The following is a 19,323-nucleotide window of genomic DNA, read 5'->3' on the forward strand; positions in this document are numbered from 1 at the left end:
GCCTATTTTTTATTTTTCGAGTAACATATCAATTTCACGATGTTGTTATCAGGACGCATCTATATAAAAATCTAAAAAGAATCACCCACTTCATGTACGTAAAGTACTCATATGGTATGATAAAAAATAATCTCACCAAATTGTCGGGGACCAGGTCTGTGACAATTTTGTGAACTTGCAGGGATAATGGAGGGGTGTAGGTTGATCGTTTTAACTTCGGCAAAAATTCGTCGTGATTTAAGAGAACAGCTAGTAACAAAGTATCCTGATATTACATTCATTTTTAGAGAGAGTATGAAAGAAGCAGAAGGTGACTTACCGGAAGCGAACATCCTTATTACATATGGGGAAGACTTGACTACTGATTTAGTTGAAAAAGCAAAACAGTTAAAGTGGATCATGGTCATTTCTGCAGGTGTAGATAAAGTGCCCTTTGATGTTATAAAAAGAAAGAATATTCTTGTAACGAATGCTCGTGGTATCCACGGCGTCCCAATGGCTGAGTATACCATTCACATGATGCTTCAAGTAATAAGGCAAGCAAAAACGCTGATTTCAAATGAACAAAAGAAGCATTGGGAGCGTAAAATAACTATGAGTGAACTTTACGGTAAAACAATTGGTATACTCGGAGCTGGAGCAATTGGACAAGAGATAGCCAGGCTTTCAAAAGCTTTCCAAATGAGAACGGTGGGTTTGAACAGAAGTGGGAAACCTGTTGGACACTTTGATGATATATATTCATTTGACCAACTTCCTTCTATATTAAAAGAAAGTGACTTTGTCGTGTCGATTCTACCGAAAACGGAAGAAACAAATGACCTTTTAACTTATAACGAGTTTAAACAAATGAAGAATCATGCAATACTTATTAATATAGGTAGAGGTAATGTGATAAAAGACGGAGATTTAATTGACGCTTTAAATGATGGTGAAATTGCACACGCCGTATTAGATGTATTTCATGAAGAACCTTTACCAAAAGAACATCCATATTGGACGATGGAGCAAGTGACAGTAACCCCGCACTTATCAGGTATTTCTCCAGAATATCAGCCTAGGGCATTAAATATATTTGAAAAAAATTTAAATGAGTTTCTTGCCAGAGGAAACCAATTCAAAAATGTGATAGATCCTGAGCGAGGTTATTAAATAGGTAAAACGAATAGAGGAGGAACGTCATGAAATTAATGATTTGTGTTGTGCATAATCGGTATGCAAACGAAATGGAAGGCGATCTAAAGGAAAAAGGTTACCGTATGACGGAATTAGCAAGTAGCGGTGGCTTTTTGAAAAAGGGAAATTCGACCTTCTTGTTTGGGATCAAAGATGAAGATATTGAAGCCCTTAAGAAAGATATGCAAGAAATTTGTTTGCAAGTTGAAAAGAAAAAAGGAAAGCCTAAAGATGTGGATAGTCGTTATACGTCGTTTTTAATCCATGCAAAAGAAAGTCTTCCTTTTCTTGCACAATTAAATCAAAGTAAATCTTAAATACACACATATTAAATTAAGAACTATAATATATGTAGCAACAAGTCGATTACATTGACAAATATTATTATCATTATGTATACTAATTGTAAATATTATAAAGTAATAATGTCTTTTTGGAAGAGGTGAGGCAAATGGAGAACCAACGACTTCAAGAGGCTCTGCAATCTTTAAAGAGCACGAAAGTTCGTATGACACCTCAGCGCCATGCCATTTTAGAATATTTATTTAATGCAAAATCTCATCCGACCGCTGACGAGATCTACAAAGCATTAGAAGGTAAATTTCCAAACATGAGTGTGGCGACAGTTTATAACAACTTGCGTGTGTTTAAAGAAGTCGGGCTGGTTAGAGAATTAACATATGGCGACTCTTCCAGCAGATTTGACAGTAATACAACGGATCATTACCACGTCATCTGCGAAGATTGCGGCAAAATTGTAGATTTTCACTATCCAGGATTAGATGAAGTAGAAACTTTAGCTGAACACGTAACAGGATTTAAAGTGAAAAGTCACCGCATGGAAATTTACGGATTATGCCCTGAATGCCATAAACATCAACAACATTAATAGAAAGTGGATTTTTCGAAAAATCCACTTTCTTTTTTTGCTATTAACAATAATAAACAAACTTCGATTGTCCTATCTACGATCGGCTCGACAATCGCCAAGATGCCTCTGTGAATAAAAAAAGCATATGAGCAATAGCTCATATGCTTAATTTTTCTTTTGGTTATAATTTTCATCAAACTCTTTACCTTCAAGAGACTTGTCAAGTGTCAACGGTTCGTTGCAATACATACACGCATCGACTCGACCGAGCATTTTCGTGTATTTTTCACAGCTAGGACATTGAACTTGGACGGTTTTAGAGGAGAGCATCCCGATCCAAAAGTAAACAACTGTACTTGCGATAATTGCTAGAAATCCTAAAAGCATAAACAATGTCATGATAAGTTGACTAGATTGTAAGAAAAGAAGACCAAGATACATAATGACAATTCCAGCAAAAACTAACACAAGTGCAAATGTACGGATCTTATTTATTTTATTTGAATATTTTACACCCATCGACATAACCTCCTAAATTGAAAGTATAGCATAACTTCGTAGGAAACTTCTATATTGAGAATTCTAGAAAAGTGAAAGAAGGGATTTTGCATATTGTGTCGAAATTAACGTAGGACAAGGAACAGTTATGAATTTAAAATAAATCTAGCTACCTTGGATTTACCTGTTTTATTTATGAATGTCCAATATAGTGAAAAATAAGAAACTTATGTTACTATTGCTAAGGTCATTATTAATGAAGAAATGTAAGAAAGAAGAAGAAAAATATATATAATAGGAGACTGTAATCAAAAAGAAGGTTTACGTCATCGGGAAAAATATATAAGAAGAATTTTAAACTAAAAGGTGGAAAACGTAGGAGGCATTCCATTTATGGACAACTTATTAAGACAGTTATACCAAGATCGTTCAACAGATGAACATACATTAGGGATTATTTCAGTAGAGAAAAGAGATAAACAAGATGCTAATACAGATTATTTCGATGTTGTATTATTAGTTGTCGTTTCTGAGGATAAACCAGATTGGGAAATCAAGCACTATGTATATGATGATTATAAAGTAGCGATGCACTTAGTGAATACATCACAAATTAAAGATTGGCTTTTAAATAGTTCGAATCGTCGTGTTGTTGATTGGCTTATGAATGGGAAGGTCGTATTTGATCGTAACGAATTTACTAAAAATTTCAGACAACAAATGATCGAATTCCCACATGAAGATCGTCAAAAGAGGATAGGGGTAGAGTTCTCAAAACTTATTCGCCGTTTTGCTGATGGAAAATCTCTATTTCATAATGGTCACTATTTAGATGCATATAATCAAATTGTGCATGCTCTTCACCATTTGGCTAGGTTATCTGTTCTTGAACATGGATTCCACCCTGAAGTGACAGTGTGGCAACAAGTGAAGAAAATTGAACCGGAAATACACAAATTATACTCTGAGTTAGTAACAGGTGGAGAAAGTATCGAGAAGCGCCTTGAATTATTGCTATTAGCAAACGAATTTGAGTTAATGACAAAAACAAGGCTTGGCAGTGCACACTTAATAGATTTAATGAAGACAAAAGATGGTCCTTGGACAATCGAAGAGTTAAAGCGGAAGCTAGAAAGCAATGACTATTCATTAGATGTAAGTATCTTATTAGAATATTTAGTGGAAAAAGGTTTTGTTGATGTTATAAAACAAGAAACTAAAGGTAGATCTATTTACCACCGTTTTTATGTAGTAAATGAAAATTCTTAGTTTAACGAAAGGTTCCAAGTAAAACATAGTGTATACCTAACATAAAAGTAGATCGGCTCCTTATCAATAAAGAAGATCATAAAATTAAGGGGCTGTTTCTCTTTTTTTCTACTTGAAGGTTAGTATCGAAAATAAAGTATAAAATTTTATTGACTTCTATATAGGATGGTGTTAAATTATTATTTGTCGCCAAAAACGACAGACAGTAACAAATAACATTTCGAAAAAAGATGTTGACACAACGTTGATCGGAATGATATGATATTAAAGTCGCTGTCAAACGGCGCCTGTCAAAAATGTTTCGAAAGAGTGTTGACAAAAACACCGTGAAATGTTATGATATTCAAGTCGTTAACGGACGACAAGGATGTTTTTGACCTTTGAAAACTAAACAAAAAGCCAAGCGAAATGGGATATGAAAATATCCCGTCAATGAAATTTTTAAATGATGTCAGAGACATCAAACTCACTTTATTGGAGAGTTTGATCCTGGCTCAGGACGAACGCTGGCGGCGTGCCTAATACATGCAAGTCGAGCGGACCAATTAAAAGTTTACTTTTATGAGGTCAGCGGCGGACGGGTGAGTAACACGTGGGCAACCTGCCTTACAGACTGGGATAACTCCGGGAAACCGGGGCTAATACCAGATGACCAATAGAGTCGCATGATTCTATTGTAAAAGTTGGGATTTATCCTAACACTGTAAGATGGGCCCGCGGCGCATTAGCTAGTTGGTGAGGTAAGAGCTTACCAAGGCGACGATGCGTAGCCGACCTGAGAGGGTGATCGGCCACACTGGAACTGAGACACGGTCCAGACTCCTACGGGAGGCAGCAGTAGGGAATCATCCGCAATGGGCGAAAGCCTGACGGTGCAACGCCGCGTGAGTGATGACGGTCTTCGGATTGTAAAGCTCTGTTGTTAGGGAAGAACAAGTGCCGTTCGAATAGGGCGGCACCTTGACGGTACCTAACCAGAAAGCCCCGGCTAACTACGTGCCAGCAGCCGCGGTAATACGTAGGGGGCAAGCGTTGTCCGGAATTATTGGGCGTAAAGCGCGCGCAGGCGGTCTCTTAAGTCTGATGTGAAAGCCCACGGCTCAACCGTGGAGGGTCATTGGAAACTGGGGGACTTGAGTGTAGGAGAGGAAAGTGGAATTCCACGTGTAGCGGTGAAATGCGTAGATATGTGGAGGAACACCAGTGGCGAAGGCGACTTTCTGGCCTACAACTGACGCTGAGGCGCGAAAGCGTGGGGAGCAAACAGGATTAGATACCCTGGTAGTCCACGCCGTAAACGTTGAGTGCTAGGTGTTAGGGGTTTCGATGCCCTTAGTGCCGAAGTTAACACATTAAGCACTCCGCCTGGGGAGTACGGCCGCAAGGCTGAAACTCAAAGGAATTGACGGGGGCCCGCACAAGCAGTGGAGCATGTGGTTTAATTCGAAGCAACGCGAAGAACCTTACCAGGTCTTGACATCCTCTGACAACCCTAGAGATAGGGCTTTCCCCTTCGGGGGACAGAGTGACAGGTGGTGCATGGTTGTCGTCAGCTCGTGTCGTGAGATGTTGGGTTAAGTCCCGCAACGAGCGCAACCCTTGACCTTAGTTGCCAGCATTTAGTTGGGCACTCTAAGGTGACTGCCGGTGACAAACCGGAGGAAGGTGGGGATGACGTCAAATCATCATGCCCCTTATGACCTGGGCTACACACGTGCTACAATGGATGGTACAAAGGGCAGCGAGACCGCGAGGTTGAGCGAATCCCATAAAGCCATTCTCAGTTCGGATTGCAGGCTGCAACTCGCCTGCATGAAGCCGGAATTGCTAGTAATCGCGGATCAGCATGCCGCGGTGAATACGTTCCCGGGCCTTGTACACACCGCCCGTCACACCACGAGAGCTTGTAACACCCGAAGTCGGTGCGGTAACCTTTTGGAGCCAGCCGCCGAAGGTGGGACAGGTGATTGGGGTGAAGTCGTAACAAGGTATCCCTACCGGAAGGTGGGGATGGATCACCTCCTTTCTAAGGAGCTATTAGCTCATTACTTTATCGATCGTTTGCGCTTTTTGTTTAGTTTTGAGAGGTTATACTCTCAAATAAATAACTTTGCAAAGAGGATCAAGCTATTCAAGGAAGCAAGGATTCGAGCGATTGAGCGTATGTTTAAAGGATACGTGACAAGAGCGAGAGACGAAGCTGACGAAGAAGAGCGACGATCATCTGTAGCAAATTGTTCTTTGAAAACTAGATAACAGATTAAGACTGATTGATCTTCACCGGTTGTTTGAAACGAATTCAGTAATGGATTCGACAGAGTACAACCGAGTGTCTTAGAAGGTTAATATGACGCCATACGTGGTAAAACCAATTATGATATTGGTTTGCAAAGAGAACCGAGGAGTTCAAGGAAGCAAGTGATGAGAGGCCACAGCGTACAACATGTACGTGAGGATCTCGAAGATCGCAGCTGACGCAGAAATCCGATGGTTATCTGCCGCAAAGTGGTTAAGCTAGAAAGGGCGCACGGCGAATGCCTTGGCACTAGGAGCCGAAGAAGGACGGGACGAACACCGATATGCTCCGGGGAGCTGTAAGTAAGCTTTGATCCGGAGATTTCCGAATGGGGGAACCCACCACCTGTAATGAGGTGGTATCCATACCTGAATACATAGGGTATGAGAAGGCAGACCTGGGGAACTGAAACATCTTAGTACCCAGAGGAAGAGAAAGCAAATGCGATTTCCTGAGTAGCGGCGAGCGAAACGGAACTAGCCCAAACCAAGAGGCTTGCCTCTTGGGGTTGTAGGACACTCCATACGGAGTTACAAAGAAACGGAGTAGATGAAGCGACCTGGAAAGGTCCGCGGGACAAGGTAAAAGCCCTGTAGTCGAAACTTCGTTTCCTCCGGAGTGGATCCTGAGTACGGCGGGACACGTGAAACCCCGTCGGAATCTGGGAGGACCATCTCCCAAGGCTAAATACTCCCTAGTGACCGATAGTGAACCAGTACCGTGAGGGAAAGGTGAAAAGCACCCCGGGAGGGGAGTGAAAGAGATCTTGAAACCGTGTGCCTACAAGTAGTCGGAGCCCGTTAATGGGTGACGGCGTGCCTTTTGTAGAATGAACCGGCGAGTTACGATTACGTGCAAGGTTAAGTTGAAGAGACGGAGCCGCAGCGAAAGCGAGTCTGAATAGGGCGAATGAGTACGTGGTTGTAGACCCGAAACCGTGTGATCTACCCATGTCCAGGGTGAAGTCCAGGTAACACTGGATGGAGGCCCGAACCCACTCACGTTGAAAAGTGAGGGGATGAGGTGTGGGTAGGGGTGAAATGCCAATCGAACTCGGAAATAGCTGGTTCTCCCCGAAATAGCTTTAGGGCTAGCCTCGAGGGAAGAGTATTGGAGGTAGAGCACTGATTGGACTAGGGGTCCCCACAGGATTACCGAATTCAGTCAAACTCCGAATGCCAAATACTTATCCTCGGGAGTCAGACTGCGAGTGCTAAGATCCGTAGTCAAGAGGGAAACAGCCCAGACCATCAGCTAAGGTCCCCAAGTATACGTTAAGTGGAAAAGGATGTGGAGTTGCTTAGACAACCAGGATGTTGGCTTAGAAGCAGCCACCATTGAAAGAGTGCGTAATAGCTCACTGGTCGAGTGACTCTGCGCCGAAAATGTACCGGGGCTAAACGTATCACCGAAGCTATGGATTGTCCTTACGGACAGTGGTAGGGGAGCGTTCCAAGGGCGTTGAAGCTCAACCGAGAGGATGGGTGGAGCGCTTGGAAGTGAGAATGCCGGTATGAGTAGCGAAAAGAGGGGTGAGAATCCCCTCCGTCGAAAGCCTAAGGTTTCCTGAGGAAGGCTCGTCCGCTCAGGGTTAGTCGGGACCTAAGCCGAGGCCGAAAGGCGTAGGCGATGGAAAACAGGTTGAAATTCCTGTACCACCACGTCACCATTTGAGCAATGGGGGGACGCAGGAAGGTAGGGTAAGCACGGCATTGGATGTCCGTGTCCAAGCAGTTAGGCTGGTAAGTAGGTAAATCCGCTTACCGTAAGGCTGAGCTGTGATGGCGAGCGAAATTTTAGTAGCGAAGTTCCTGATCCTACACTGCCTAGAAAAGCCTCTAGCGAGGTGACTGGTGCCCGTACCGCAAACCGACACAGGTAGGCGGGAAGAGAATTCTAAGACGCGCGGGAGAACTCTCGTTAAGGAACTCGGCAAAATGACCCCGTAACTTCGGGAGAAGGGGTGCTCTATTAGGGTTTACGCCCGAGAGAGCCGCAGTGAATAGGCCCAAACGACTGTTTATCAAAAACACAGGTCTCTGCCAAGCCGCAAGGCGAAGTATAGGGGCTGACACCTGCCCGGTGCTGGAAGGTTAAGAGGAGGGGTTATCCCATTAGGGAGAAGCTCTGAATTGAAGCCCCAGTAAACGGCGGCCGTAACTATAACGGTCCTAAGGTAGCGAAATTCCTTGTCGGGTAAGTTCCGACCCGCACGAAAGGTGCAACGATTTGGGCACTGTCTCAACGAGAGACCCGGTGAAATTATATTACCTGTGAAGATGCAGGTTACCCGCGACAGGACGGAAAGACCCCATGGAGCTTTACTGTAGCTTGATATTGGATTTTGGTACAGCTTGTACAGGATAGGTAGGAGCCTTGGAAGCCGGAGCGCTAGCTTCGGTGGAGGCGTCGGTGGGATACTACCCTGGCTGTACTGGAATTCTAACCTCGGACCGTGATCCGGTTCAGGGACAGTGTCAGGTGGGCAGTTTGACTGGGGCGGTCGCCTCCTAAAAAGTAACGGAGGCGCCCAAAGGTTCCCTCAGAATGGTTGGAAATCATTCGCAGAGTGCAAAGGCATAAGGGAGCTTGACTGCGAGACATACAGGTCGAGCAGGGACGAAAGTCGGGCTTAGTGATCCGGCGGCACCGTATGGAAGGGCCGTCGCTCAACGGATAAAAGCTACCCTGGGGATAACAGGCTAATCTCTCCCAAGAGTCCACATCGACGGGGAGGTTTGGCACCTCGATGTCGGCTCATCGCATCCTGGGGCTGAAGTAGGTCCCAAGGGTTGGGCTGTTCGCCCATTAAAGCGGTACGCGAGCTGGGTTCAGAACGTCGTGAGACAGTTCGGTCCCTATCCGTCGCGGGCGTAGGAAATTTGAGAGGAGCTGTCCTTAGTACGAGAGGACCGGGATGGACACACCGCTGGTGTACCAGTTGTTCTGCCAAGAGCATAGCTGGGTAGCTACGTGTGGACGGGATAAGTGCTGAAAGCATCTAAGCATGAAGCCCCCCTCAAGATGAGATTTCCCATCACGTCAAGTGAGTAAGATCCCTCAGAGAAGATGAGGTTGATAGGTCTCATGTGGAAGCGTGGCAACACGTGGAGCTGAGAGATACTAATCGATCGAGGGCTTAACCAAAGTATTACATTAACCTTCAGACCGAAGGTCATCAGTCAAATGTTATCTAGTTTTGAGAGTACAATACTTCTCAATTTCATAAGTCCAGTGACGATAGCGGAGAGGTCACACCCGTTCCCATGCCGAACACGGAAGTTAAGCTCTCCAGCGCCGATGGTAGTTGGGGGCTCTCCCCCTGTGAGAGTAGGACGTTGCTGGGCCAATTTTTATTCCACAGTAGCTCAGTGGTAGAGCAATCGGCTGTTAACCGATCGGTCGTAGGTTCGAGTCCTACCTGTGGAGCCATACGGAGAGGTGTCCGAGTGGCCGAAGGAGCACGATTGGAAATCGTGTAGGCGGTTTAAACCCGTCTCGAGGGTTCAAATCCCTCTCTCTCCGCCAGAAATATAAGGCCCATTGGTCAAGTGGTTAAGACACCGCCCTTTCACGGCGGTAACAGGGGTTCGAATCCCCTATGGGTCACCAATTTGGAGGATTAGCTCAGTTGGGAGAGCACTTGCCTTACAAGCAAGGGGTCGGTGGTTCGAGCCCGCCATCCTCCACCATTTTATACAAGCGCACACGACTCAAAATCGTGTTCACCTGTAAGCTTTCATATCGTCGCGGGGTGGAGCAACGAGCGCAACATCGTCGAATGATCTACGAGTTGTCTCGACGCATAAACTACAAAGCGGTGCTAGAAGAGGAAGAGACAGTCTAATATGCTACGGAGCATAACATTATCCGTAAGCTTTCATAACGACGCGGGGTGGAGCAGTCTGGTAGCTCGTCGGGCTCATAACCCGAAGGTCGGTGGTTCAAATCCGCCCCCCGCAACCAAATTTTAAATACATATTTGTGTGGTCCCGTGGTGTAGCGGTTAACATGCCTGCCTGTCACGCAGGAGATCGCGGGTTCGATTCCCGTCGGGACCGCCATTTGGCTCGGTAGCTCAGTCGGTAGAGCAACGGACTGAAAATCCGTGTGTCGGCGGTTCGATTCCGTCCCGAGCCACCATTTTTTTGCTGGCCTAGCTCAATTGGTAGAGCAACTGACTTGTAATCAGTAGGTTGGGGGTTCAAGTCCTCTGGCCAGCACCATTTTTTATTTTCTCTTGACGAATTATAAAAGATTCGGTAATATATTTATTGTCTCATTTGGAGGGGTAGCGAAGTGGCTAAACGCGGCGGACTGTAAATCCGCTCCCTCAGGGTTCGGGAGTTCGAATCTCTCCCCCTCCACCATTTGAATACTGAACGAAACTTACAAAACCATAATTTTAAATTTATCAGTATTTTTCTGAACATAATACAAGGGTTTAGATTATACTGTTTAATGTATATGATTATTATGGCGGTTGTGGCGAAGTGGTTAACGCACCGGATTGTGGTTCCGGCATTCGTGGGTTCGATTCCCATCAGCCGCCCCATTCGAGATAAATTAAAGGGCTATAGCCAAGCGGTAAGGCATCGGATTTTGATTCCGTGATTCGCAGGTTCGAATCCTGCTAGCCCTGCCATTTTCATGCGGAAGTAGTTCAGTGGTAGAACACCACCTTGCCAAGGTGGGGGTCGCGGGTTCGAATCCCGTCTTCCGCTCCAGAATAACATATGGCGGCATAGCCAAGTGGTAAGGCATGGGTCTGCAAAACCCTGATCCCCGGTTCGAATCCGGGTGCCGCCTCCATAATAAAAAGTCCTTTATACCTCATGCCGGGGTGGTGGAATTGGCAGACACACAGGACTTAAAATCCTGCGGTAGGTGACTACCGTGCCGGTTCAAGTCCGGCCCTCGGCACCAATTATAATTTATCAATATATACTGCCAGTGTGATTTGCCGGTGTGGCGGAATTGGCAGACGCGCACGACTCAAAATCGTGTTCCTTCTGGAGTGTCGGTTCGACCCCGACCACCGGTACCATACATAAATGATAATCCAGCGACTCTTAACGATTTAAAAAACGTTGAGAGTCGTTTTTTTTGATTTTTCTGCTAAGTACGTGTAGACAATCAGATCGTACTGGAAAGTGAACATATAATTAGGAAGAATACTGAGAAGGGAAAAGCCTGTAAACTACGGTGAAACCGCCTCCCTTATTATATATAGGGAAAGTTCAGAAGAAGTGATATTGATGTTGGAATAAAGTCAAAATATCGAATCCATTTAGTTTAGTCCAAAAAATGAATGAAGGCTCTGTATGAAAAGACATCAAAGTTCAATTCACATTTCCTTTAGTTTCAATTACTTTTTCGTTCATGCTTTAACTAGTCATGTTATCGTCAAATACGGAACGTAGTTATATATTGCAAAATAGAAATACGTAATAAAAGTCCATCTATTTGATACGGTACAACTAGCATGATAGCCTGGATGGCAAGGCGAGTTTCCTGGCTTCCTGGTTTGACATCATGCTCATAAAGGACCGTGTCAAATAGAAATTATCTAATGTAATTTTAGTTGCAAAACGATGTATGAGTGCATTGCAATTTTATGTACTATAAAAATGCACAATCCATTATTTCATCATTTGCTAAGGAATACGGCTAACTTATCTACGATAGAATTTTCTTAAAAATTTGATTACTCATAGTCTAGTATGTTAATATAGTAAAAATCATAGAGAATAATAGTATCCTTTCAAGTTATGGGACGTTTTTTGTCCACCTTGGGACGTTAGAGGTCATGATTTTTTCATTATTGATCGATAGCGTAGGCATTACTTTACTAATTACCCTGCAGCACCATTTTACTTCAAGTCACCTTTAGATTTGTGAGTTAACTACGCTTCTCCTCATCATCCTCACGTACCAACTATGTATGCCCCGAGGATTCGTTGCTTGTTTCCTTGTGCGCCTTGGTGCTCTTTGTAAAACCAACTTTTTTCAATATATACTGAAAATATTAGGAGATGACTTATATGATAAATGTAACTGATAGTAGTTTACTTTTACGAAATGATGTGAAAAAACTCGGTAATATCCTAGGGGAAATTCTCGTTCATCATGGTGGTATCTCTTTATTTAACAAAGTCGAAGAAATCAGAGAAAAAACGAAAAACTTAAGAAAAAATTATGATGAAAACTTATATGAAAGTTTAAAAGAAGAGATTAATAGTGTTCAACCACCAGTTAGGCAACAAGTTATTCGTGCCTTTTCCATTTATTTTCACCTTATAAATATTGCCGAACAAAATCATCGTATTCGTCGCAGACGTCAATATCAATTACAAGATGAAGGCGCCGTTCAGCCTGTTTCAATTGAAAGTGCAGTTGCTGCACTGAAAGAGGACAAATTTTCTGAAGAAGTTATTCAACAAGTTTTAAATGATTTATCGATTGAACTCATTATTACTGCACACCCAACGGAAGCAACGAAGCGTACCGTACTTGAAACACAAAAGCGAATTTCAATGATCTTGCAACAATTCGATAATCCATTGTTAACACAGAAACAACGTGCCGATTTAGACGAAAGTTTGTTTAATGAGGTAACAGCTTTATGGCAGACGGATGAATTACGCCAACGTAAGCCTAGTGTTTTAGATGAAGTGAAAAATGGTCTTTATTACTTTGATCATACTTTATTTGAAGTGTTACCTGAGGTCCATCAAGAATTAGAAAATCAACTAAAAGACTACTATCCAAATAGTGATTACAAAGTTCCGAACTTTCTCCACTTTGGATCGTGGATCGGTGGAGACCGAGATGGTAACCCAAACGTGACTCCAGAAATTACATGGGAAACATTAAAGCTTCAAAGAAGATTAGTTATCAAAAAATATAAAGCAGCCGTTGTAGAATTAATGAAGCGATTTAGTCAGTCTACAACGCGCGTGTCAATTAGTGAAGATCTTATCGAATCAGTCGAAAAAGATGAGAAGAAGTATATGGATGAAGATGAAAAATGGCAAGTAAAAAATGAAATTTATCGTCGTAAGTTCGCGGTCATCCTTAAACGCCTTCGTAACGTCGGAAAATCAGATTATGGCTATAAAGCTTCAGAAGAGTTACTTCACGACTTAAAGTTCATTAAAGAAAGTGCCGAAAAGCATCAGCCAGCTCATAATAAATTAAAAACGATCCGTAAGCTCATTCGTCAAGTTGAATTGTTCGGATTTCATTTAGCGACACTTGATATTAGAAACCATAGTGGTGAACATGAAACTGCAATCACTGAAGTTTTAAAGGCTGTAAATATTACTGAAGACTATTCTGCTTTAAATGAAGAAGACAAGGTAAGCATTCTTGAACGAGTGTTGAACGAACCGAGGCCTCTTTTACTAATCGAAGAAGATTACTCGCCGGAAACACAAGAAGTATTAAAAACGTTCCAGATGATTAAAAAAGCACATACAGAGTTTGGTCGTCGCTCCATTGAAGTGTATCTCGTCAGTATGACGCAATCGGCAAGTGACTTACTAGAAGTGCTTGTCTTAGCAAAAGAAGCAGGGATTTATCGCTTACACGCAGATGGTAAAGTAGAGAGCTATTTACATGTGGCACCTTTACTAGAGACGATCGATGACTTAGTTGCAGGTCCTAAGATTATGAAAACATTGTTTGAGATGGACGTGTATCGTAACCATATCCACGAACGTGGCAATCATCAAGAAATTATGCTCGGGTACTCAGACGGTAGTAAAGATGGGGGGACGTTAACGGCGAATTGGAAGCTGTTTAAAGCACAAGAAGAAATTCATAATATGGCGAAGCAATTTAATATACGTTTGAAATTTTTCCATGGTCGTGGTGGTTCGTTAGGTCGAGGTGGCGGACCGTTAAATCGTAGTATTTTATCACAACCAGCTGAAACTTTAGGCGATGGCGTGAAAATTACTGAACAAGGAGAAGTGTTGTCGTCGAGGTACTTACTTGAAGATATCGCCTATCGTAATTTAGAACAAGCGGCGTCGGCATTACTTGAATCGTCAGCAAAAGCTTCTAAAAGCTCTCTCGAAGGGAATATTCGTGATAAAGCATGGGAAGAAGCGATGGAAGAGATTTCAAAACATTCTTTGAAAAAATATCAATCTCTCGTTTTTGGCGATAGAGATTTCTTAACGTACTTTACACAAGCTACACCGTTAAAAGAATTAGCAGAGCTAAATATTGGATCAAGACCAATGAGTCGAAAAGGAAGTCAACGCTTCGAAGATTTACGTGCGATTCCATGGGTTTTTGCTTGGACACAATCAAGGCAAATGATTCCGGCTTGGTATGCGGCAGGCACTGGGTTACATGCTTTTGTGACGAAGAGAGAAGATAACTTACAGTTGCTACAAAACATGTATAAAAACTGGCCATTCTTCCAATCAACAATCAATAATTTACAAATGGCATTATTGAAAGCAGATTTACCAACGGCTAAAGAATATATTCACTTAGTTGAAGATGGAGAAATTGCAGATCGTATTTTTAACGATATTTCTGATGAATATAATAGAACGCGGGAAGTTTTATTAAAAATTACTGGTCATCAACAACTCCTTGATCACGCACCAAGTATTCAAGAGTCAGTTGATCGACGTAATCCTTATGTAGACCCACTCAACTTCCTCCAGGTTGATTTGATTCAAAAAATGCGTGATGCAGAAGATCAAGATGAGGAACTATTAACGGAAGTACTCTTAACCATTAGTGGCGTTGCTGCTGGCTTAGTAAATACAGGTTAATAAGAGGGGGCCAGCTAATACTGAGCAAGATTAGTTATTGTAGCTACGAGTTATTATTCACAAACGTATAGGTTGGGTCACGAAAGGGTCACATAGAAATGTTCTATGTGACCCTTTCCACTCTGAGTTGTATGCTGGGCTGCGATCACATAACTTCTAAATCACATTGTAAAAGCGTGTCATTGTCTTATATATTTTAATCTTTCATGAAAAATAGGAGGAAGTTTATTGGAATGGATTTACGAATGGGAGCAATCGTGAGGAAAGACAAAATACCAAATCCATTAAGAATTTGGTTAAAACAACATGATATGAAGGTAAAAAATATCGAACTTTCATTCACATTTCGTATTTTTCAGCTCATGTTTTAACTGTTTAATCTTCTCTTCTAATTGAGCAATCAGCGAGAAACTTCTTTGAAGTCCGGTGATGTTATCGTCAAATACGATATTAAACACTTCAGTTTGTTGTTGTAATTCCTCGTTCATTGGTTGAGAAGAACGATTTTCAGATGTTGTTTTAAGGTGAGTTAATTCATTCGTTAGTAGTTCTATTTGATAATTTAATTGTTGGTTAAGGCTCGCTTCAAATTCTAATTCTTCATTTCGTTCAATAAGCTGTTCGTTTAAACGATCGACTTGTTGTTGCCACCCATTTTGAAGATCTTTATATTTATCAACTTTTGCAGATAACTCTTGGATTTTTGAATCATTTTCATCTATTTGTGCTTGCAATTGAATAATGACAGAAGCATTCGTATCAATTTCGCCTTGTAAATTTTCTTTTTCGGTGAGTAACTTTGCGTTTGCTTTTTGTAATTTAAGGTAGTTTTTATAAGTAGATTCATATTCTTGTTTTACTGTATTCAGGTGCTCGACTTCTAACGTTAATGTATCGATTTGAATATCAAGATCTTGTTCATAGTTTAAGTGTTCCGTTATTTGCTCTTCAGCTTCGGAAAGCTTGTTTTGCAACTTGATTACTTTCTCTTGCCACTGTTTTTGTTCACCTTCAAACAGTTTTATAAAATGTTCACTTTCATCTTGAAGTTCAGTCACTTTCCTTTCATACTCAGTGTTTTTCGCTTCTAATTTGGCGGTTAATTCGTTGAGCTTCTTACGTAGTTCGTTCGATATATTTTGTTGGATTTCTAACTCGTTTTTGTATTGTACGTTTGTTGTTTTGTATTCGTTGCTTTTTTGGTGAAGCTGGGTTTTATATTTTGCAAGCTCAGATTTTAAGTGAATAATCAATTGCTGAAGTTGGGTTCTTGATTTCCTCGAATTTCGATATATGTTCGCATTTGGATTCACATATCTTCCCCCTTAACGGCTTCCTATTTAATTTCAATAGGCTTCTACCTTATTTTATGTAAGATAAATGCCTAGCGTTACCTCTGTAAAAAAATAGGAAATGATTCCTGATACTGATGGTTAGGGACAGTGGATAATGAAAGAACTATTTAATAGTAAGTTATTAGATGGTTTTGTTCCTTTATTCGGACGTTGATGTACCTTATACAGTCCAATATACACCTATAGAATTGTAAAACGAAATCCTTTCTTCTTTAGGCAATCAACAAGTTGAGGCAAAACTTTAACAGTTTGTTTTAATTCATGAAGCAATATTATTGAACCATACCTTGCATAGTCACAGACATTTGTAATGATTTGGTCTGGACTGTTTTTATGTTCCCAGTCATATGAACAGATCTCCCACATAACAGGTTGAAGGTTAAGTTCGTCTAAAATAAGCATTGTGTCTTCGTTGTATTGGCCGAAAGGAGGACGGAAGTACTGAACTTTCTTCCCAGTTATGCTCTCTATAATAGTTATACTCTTTTTAATGTGATCATATTGCTGTTCTTTGCTTAACTGAATTAAATTTTTATGATTGTGGGCGTGTGATTGAATAGTGTGCCCTTCATTGATCACTCTTTTCCAAGGACGTTCTGTGTAAAAAAGCTTAGATTGCCAAAAGAACATGGCTGGTACTTGTTTTGCTTTTAAAATATCTAAAATTCTATTAGTGTACCTTCCAGGTCCATCGTCAAAGGTTAAAACGGTAGATTTATCACTAGATCTTAACTGCTGAACATTTTTTATCCACCGATGATCTTTGAGGTCGTACACGACCTCGTTTTTTACTGCTCATGGATGACGAAACATTCATATCACCTCGATTGTTTTTCCCTTATTTATATTATCCACAGTATAGTTATATTAAAGGTTAGTATGATTTGTAAGAATCATAAAATAGCTGAACTGCTCTCTTTCCAAATAAAAAGGCGAGCAGGAGTACTCAACCCTGCTCACTCATTTTGTACTATCAAAGTTTATTAGATTTTAGCTAAAATGCGTGCTCAAATGACTCGCCATTCGAGGGTTTTCTTTATGCTCCTTTTTTATCATTTTGAAACAGTGGAATGTTTTCTGGATAACCATAGCTTCCATGTTCACTTAAATCGAGTCCTTGTAATTCTTCTTCTTCGGAAACACGGATACCATTCATGATACGCTTCATTACATAAAGTATTGAAAAGGATAACACAAATGCGTAAACACCTGATGTGACAACACCGATTGTTTGAACGCCTAATTGAGTGAAACCTCCACCGTAAAATAAACCAGGAAGACCGCCATTCATCTCAGCTAATGCTGGTGTAGCAAAAAAACCTGTAGAAATAGTTCCCCAAATACCAGCAATACCGTGAACAGATAAAGCAAAGATTGGATCATCAATTTTAGCTTTTTCGAAGAACTTCATACTGAAAAAGACGATTAAGCCACCGACAGTTCCAATTAAGACGGCTGCCCAAGGTGCAACGAAAGCACATGAGGCGGTAATTGCAACGAGTCCAGCTAAGGCACCATTTAACATTGTTGGCACATCTGCTTTTCCTAACATCGCCCAAGCGATAAATAATGCGCCAATCGCTCCAGCAGCTGCAGCAAGTTGTGTATTTAAAGCAACATAACCGAAGAAAGCATCAGAAACTTCTAATGTACTTCCAGCGTTAAAACCGAACCAACCAACCCAGAGAACCAATACACCTAGTGCTGTATAAACTTGGTTATGTCCAGCGAGATTATTAGCTGAACCATCTTTATTGTATTTACCGATACGAGGCTTTAATAAAATTGTTGCAGCAAGTGCAGCCATTGCTCCAGTTAAGTGTACGACTGTAGAACCAGCAAAGTCTTGCTTTCCTAATCCACCTAACCAGCCACCTCCCCAAATCCAATGAGCAACGACTGGATATACGAATGATGTAAATAATACGGCGAAAAGAATATATACGGATAATTTCGCACGTTCTGCAAAACCGCCAAACGCAATTGTTAAAGCGATTGCTGCAAAAGCTAGTTGGAAGAAGAAATCAACAGATCCAACTAATCCATCAACAACTGTTGTAAAATCACCGAAGAAAAAGTCTGAAAAACCAATTAATCCAATACTTTGTCCGTAAATAAAACCGTAACCGACTGCCCAGAAAACAACGGAAGCAATTCCTACTGTAAAGATCGTTTTCCCAGCTATGTGGCCTGCATTTTTCATTCGAGTTGAACCAGCTTCAAGTAAAATAAAGCCGCCTTGCATAAGTAAAACGAGTACTGCACAAATCATAATCCAAACATTGTTCATTAAAAAAATCGGATCCATCATGACATCCCCTTTTCATTATTATGTAGTGATCTGGACGGATCACTAACTTGTTTTTTATTATACTTTTTAAATTTTCTGAAACTACAAATGTGTTAACAAACCTTACACAGTTTTTTGTATTGATCGATATTCGTTGTACATACACGAAGGTGCTGATAAAGAATAAGCTACAATGAATAAAGTGGAAGGGGAATTATGATGAAAAACGTTCGTCAAAATCATCATCAAGCGTTCGGTGCACCGGTGCATGTTCAAGAGGAATTTCCTTATGTAAACCGCGAGGTTGTATTACAAATGCTATTAATCGCAAAAAGATTGAAGCAATTAACGTTTGAGGACATCGCAAATGAAATTGGTGGAAGTAAAGAGTGGGTAGCTGCTGTTATGCATGGGCAGCAATCAATGGAGCGAAAGGATAGCCTACAATTAGCTAGATTATTAAGTGTAGACCCAAGGGTTGCTTACATTTTAGAAGAACCACCAATGAGAGGTTCTTTGGATAAAACGGTACCCGTTGATCCGTTAATTTACCGTTTTTATGAGATTACGCAGGTGTATGGGACAACATTGAAGGCATTAATTAATGAAATGTTCGGTGATGGCATTATGAGCGCAATCAACTTAGATATTAAAGTCGATAAACGACCAGATGATGAAGACCCTGAAGCAGAACGTGTTGTCATTACGTTAGACGGAAAGTTTTTACCATATGAGAAATGGTAGGAACACCTCTAAAAAATCCCCCCCAT

General features: G+C 41.4%; 10 protein-coding genes, 15 tRNA genes and 3 rRNA genes. 24 read left to right on the top strand and 4 right to left on the bottom strand.

The window, feature by feature from the left end:
* The first annotated feature begins 201 nt into the window (after positions 1-201).
* The 3 genes from LGQ02_RS04940 (at position 202) to perR (ending at position 2,065) form a co-directional block, all read left to right on the top strand.
* The gene (locus LGQ02_RS04940) at positions 202-1,152 is read left to right on the top strand and encodes a D-2-hydroxyacid dehydrogenase (protein WP_226517116.1); all 951 of its coding nucleotides are present in this window, start codon (positions 202-204) and stop codon (positions 1,150-1,152) included.
* A gap of 29 nt (positions 1,153-1,181) precedes the next feature.
* Positions 1,182-1,493 (top strand): cyclic-di-AMP receptor, encoded by a 312-nt coding sequence (locus LGQ02_RS04945; protein ID WP_226517117.1) that lies wholly within the window; start codon positions 1,182-1,184, stop codon positions 1,491-1,493.
* A gap of 134 nt (positions 1,494-1,627) precedes the next feature.
* The gene (gene perR / locus LGQ02_RS04950) at positions 1,628-2,065 is read left to right on the top strand and encodes a peroxide-responsive transcriptional repressor PerR (RefSeq protein WP_226517118.1); all 438 of its coding nucleotides are present in this window, start codon (positions 1,628-1,630) and stop codon (positions 2,063-2,065) included.
* A gap of 147 nt (positions 2,066-2,212) precedes the next feature.
* On the opposite strand, the gene LGQ02_RS04955 is transcribed toward perR, so the two are convergent.
* A complete protein-coding gene (locus tag LGQ02_RS04955) occupies positions 2,213-2,566 on the bottom strand; it encodes a YgzB family protein (protein ID WP_226517119.1) in 354 nt (117 codons plus the stop codon).
* 372 nt (positions 2,567-2,938) lie between these two features.
* Here LGQ02_RS04955 and LGQ02_RS04960 point away from each other — a divergent pair, with 372 nt between their 5' ends.
* From LGQ02_RS04960 to ppc, 20 genes are all read left to right on the top strand, one after another.
* Positions 2,939-3,814: a nucleotidyltransferase-like protein gene (locus LGQ02_RS04960; RefSeq protein WP_226517120.1), complete on the top strand. Its 876-nt coding sequence runs from the start codon at positions 2,939-2,941 to the stop codon at positions 3,812-3,814.
* Between the two features lie 471 nt (positions 3,815-4,285).
* A 16S ribosomal RNA gene (locus LGQ02_RS04965) occupies positions 4,286-5,840 on the top strand.
* Positions 5,841-6,321: 481 nt separating this feature from the next.
* Positions 6,322-9,257, top strand: a 23S ribosomal RNA gene (locus tag LGQ02_RS04970).
* An 83-nt stretch (positions 9,258-9,340) separates the two neighbouring features.
* Positions 9,341-9,457: ribosomal RNA gene (gene rrf, locus LGQ02_RS04975) — 5S ribosomal RNA — on the top strand.
* The 16S, 23S and 5S rRNA genes sit together here with 15 tRNA genes alongside, the layout of an rRNA operon.
* Before the next feature lie 10 nt (positions 9,458-9,467).
* Positions 9,468-9,542, top strand: a tRNA-Asn gene (locus LGQ02_RS04980).
* A 3-nt stretch (positions 9,543-9,545) separates the two neighbouring features.
* Positions 9,546-9,638 (top strand) — tRNA-Ser (locus tag LGQ02_RS04985).
* A gap of 9 nt (positions 9,639-9,647) precedes the next feature.
* Positions 9,648-9,722, top strand: a tRNA-Glu gene (locus LGQ02_RS04990).
* Between the two features lie 4 nt (positions 9,723-9,726).
* Positions 9,727-9,802: transfer RNA gene (locus LGQ02_RS04995), tRNA-Val, on the top strand.
* A gap of 197 nt (positions 9,803-9,999) precedes the next feature.
* A tRNA-Met gene (locus LGQ02_RS05000) sits at positions 10,000-10,076 on the top strand.
* A gap of 22 nt (positions 10,077-10,098) precedes the next feature.
* Positions 10,099-10,174, top strand: a tRNA-Asp gene (locus tag LGQ02_RS05005).
* Positions 10,175-10,177: 3 nt separating this feature from the next.
* Positions 10,178-10,253, top strand: a tRNA-Phe gene (locus LGQ02_RS05010).
* Between the two features lie 7 nt (positions 10,254-10,260).
* Positions 10,261-10,336: transfer RNA gene (locus LGQ02_RS05015), tRNA-Thr, on the top strand.
* Positions 10,337-10,395: 59 nt separating this feature from the next.
* A tRNA-Tyr gene (locus LGQ02_RS05020) sits at positions 10,396-10,480 on the top strand.
* A 109-nt stretch (positions 10,481-10,589) separates the two neighbouring features.
* Positions 10,590-10,665 (top strand) — tRNA-His (locus LGQ02_RS05025).
* Positions 10,666-10,680: 15 nt separating this feature from the next.
* A tRNA-Gln gene (locus tag LGQ02_RS05030) sits at positions 10,681-10,755 on the top strand.
* A 7-nt stretch (positions 10,756-10,762) separates the two neighbouring features.
* Positions 10,763-10,837, top strand: a tRNA-Gly gene (locus LGQ02_RS05035).
* An 11-nt stretch (positions 10,838-10,848) separates the two neighbouring features.
* Positions 10,849-10,922: transfer RNA gene (locus LGQ02_RS05040), tRNA-Cys, on the top strand.
* A 25-nt stretch (positions 10,923-10,947) separates the two neighbouring features.
* Positions 10,948-11,036, top strand: a tRNA-Leu gene (locus LGQ02_RS05045).
* A gap of 36 nt (positions 11,037-11,072) precedes the next feature.
* A tRNA-Leu gene (locus LGQ02_RS05050) sits at positions 11,073-11,157 on the top strand.
* Between the two features lie 997 nt (positions 11,158-12,154).
* A complete protein-coding gene (gene ppc, locus LGQ02_RS05055; protein ID WP_226517121.1) occupies positions 12,155-14,908 on the top strand; it encodes a phosphoenolpyruvate carboxylase in 2,754 nt (917 codons plus the stop codon).
* Between the two features lie 335 nt (positions 14,909-15,243).
* Here the strand turns inward: ppc and LGQ02_RS05060 are convergent, their stop codons facing one another.
* The 3 genes from LGQ02_RS05060 to LGQ02_RS05070 all read right to left on the bottom strand — a co-directional run bounded on the left by LGQ02_RS05060 (position 15,244) and on the right by LGQ02_RS05070 (position 18,571).
* Positions 15,244-16,221: a coiled-coil domain-containing protein gene (locus LGQ02_RS05060; RefSeq protein WP_226517122.1), complete on the bottom strand. Its 978-nt coding sequence runs from the start codon at positions 16,219-16,221 to the stop codon at positions 15,244-15,246.
* 222 nt (positions 16,222-16,443) lie between these two features.
* Positions 16,444-17,040: a polysaccharide deacetylase family protein gene (locus LGQ02_RS05065; protein WP_226517123.1), complete on the bottom strand. Its 597-nt coding sequence runs from the start codon at positions 17,038-17,040 to the stop codon at positions 16,444-16,446.
* 259 nt (positions 17,041-17,299) lie between these two features.
* Complete coding sequence (locus tag LGQ02_RS05070) at positions 17,300-18,571, bottom strand: ammonium transporter (RefSeq protein ID WP_226518225.1); 1,272 nt, start codon at positions 18,569-18,571, stop codon at positions 17,300-17,302.
* A 198-nt stretch (positions 18,572-18,769) separates the two neighbouring features.
* Between LGQ02_RS05070 and cynS the strand changes: the two genes are divergently transcribed.
* Complete coding sequence (cynS, locus tag LGQ02_RS05075; protein ID WP_226517124.1) at positions 18,770-19,297, top strand: cyanase; 528 nt, start codon at positions 18,770-18,772, stop codon at positions 19,295-19,297.
* The last annotated feature ends 26 nt before the right edge of the window (positions 19,298-19,323 follow it).

It is taken from the genome of Bacillus shivajii, assembly GCF_020519665.1.
In the GTDB taxonomy this organism is placed as follows: domain Bacteria; phylum Bacillota; class Bacilli; order Bacillales; family Salisediminibacteriaceae; genus Bacillus_CA; species Bacillus_CA shivajii.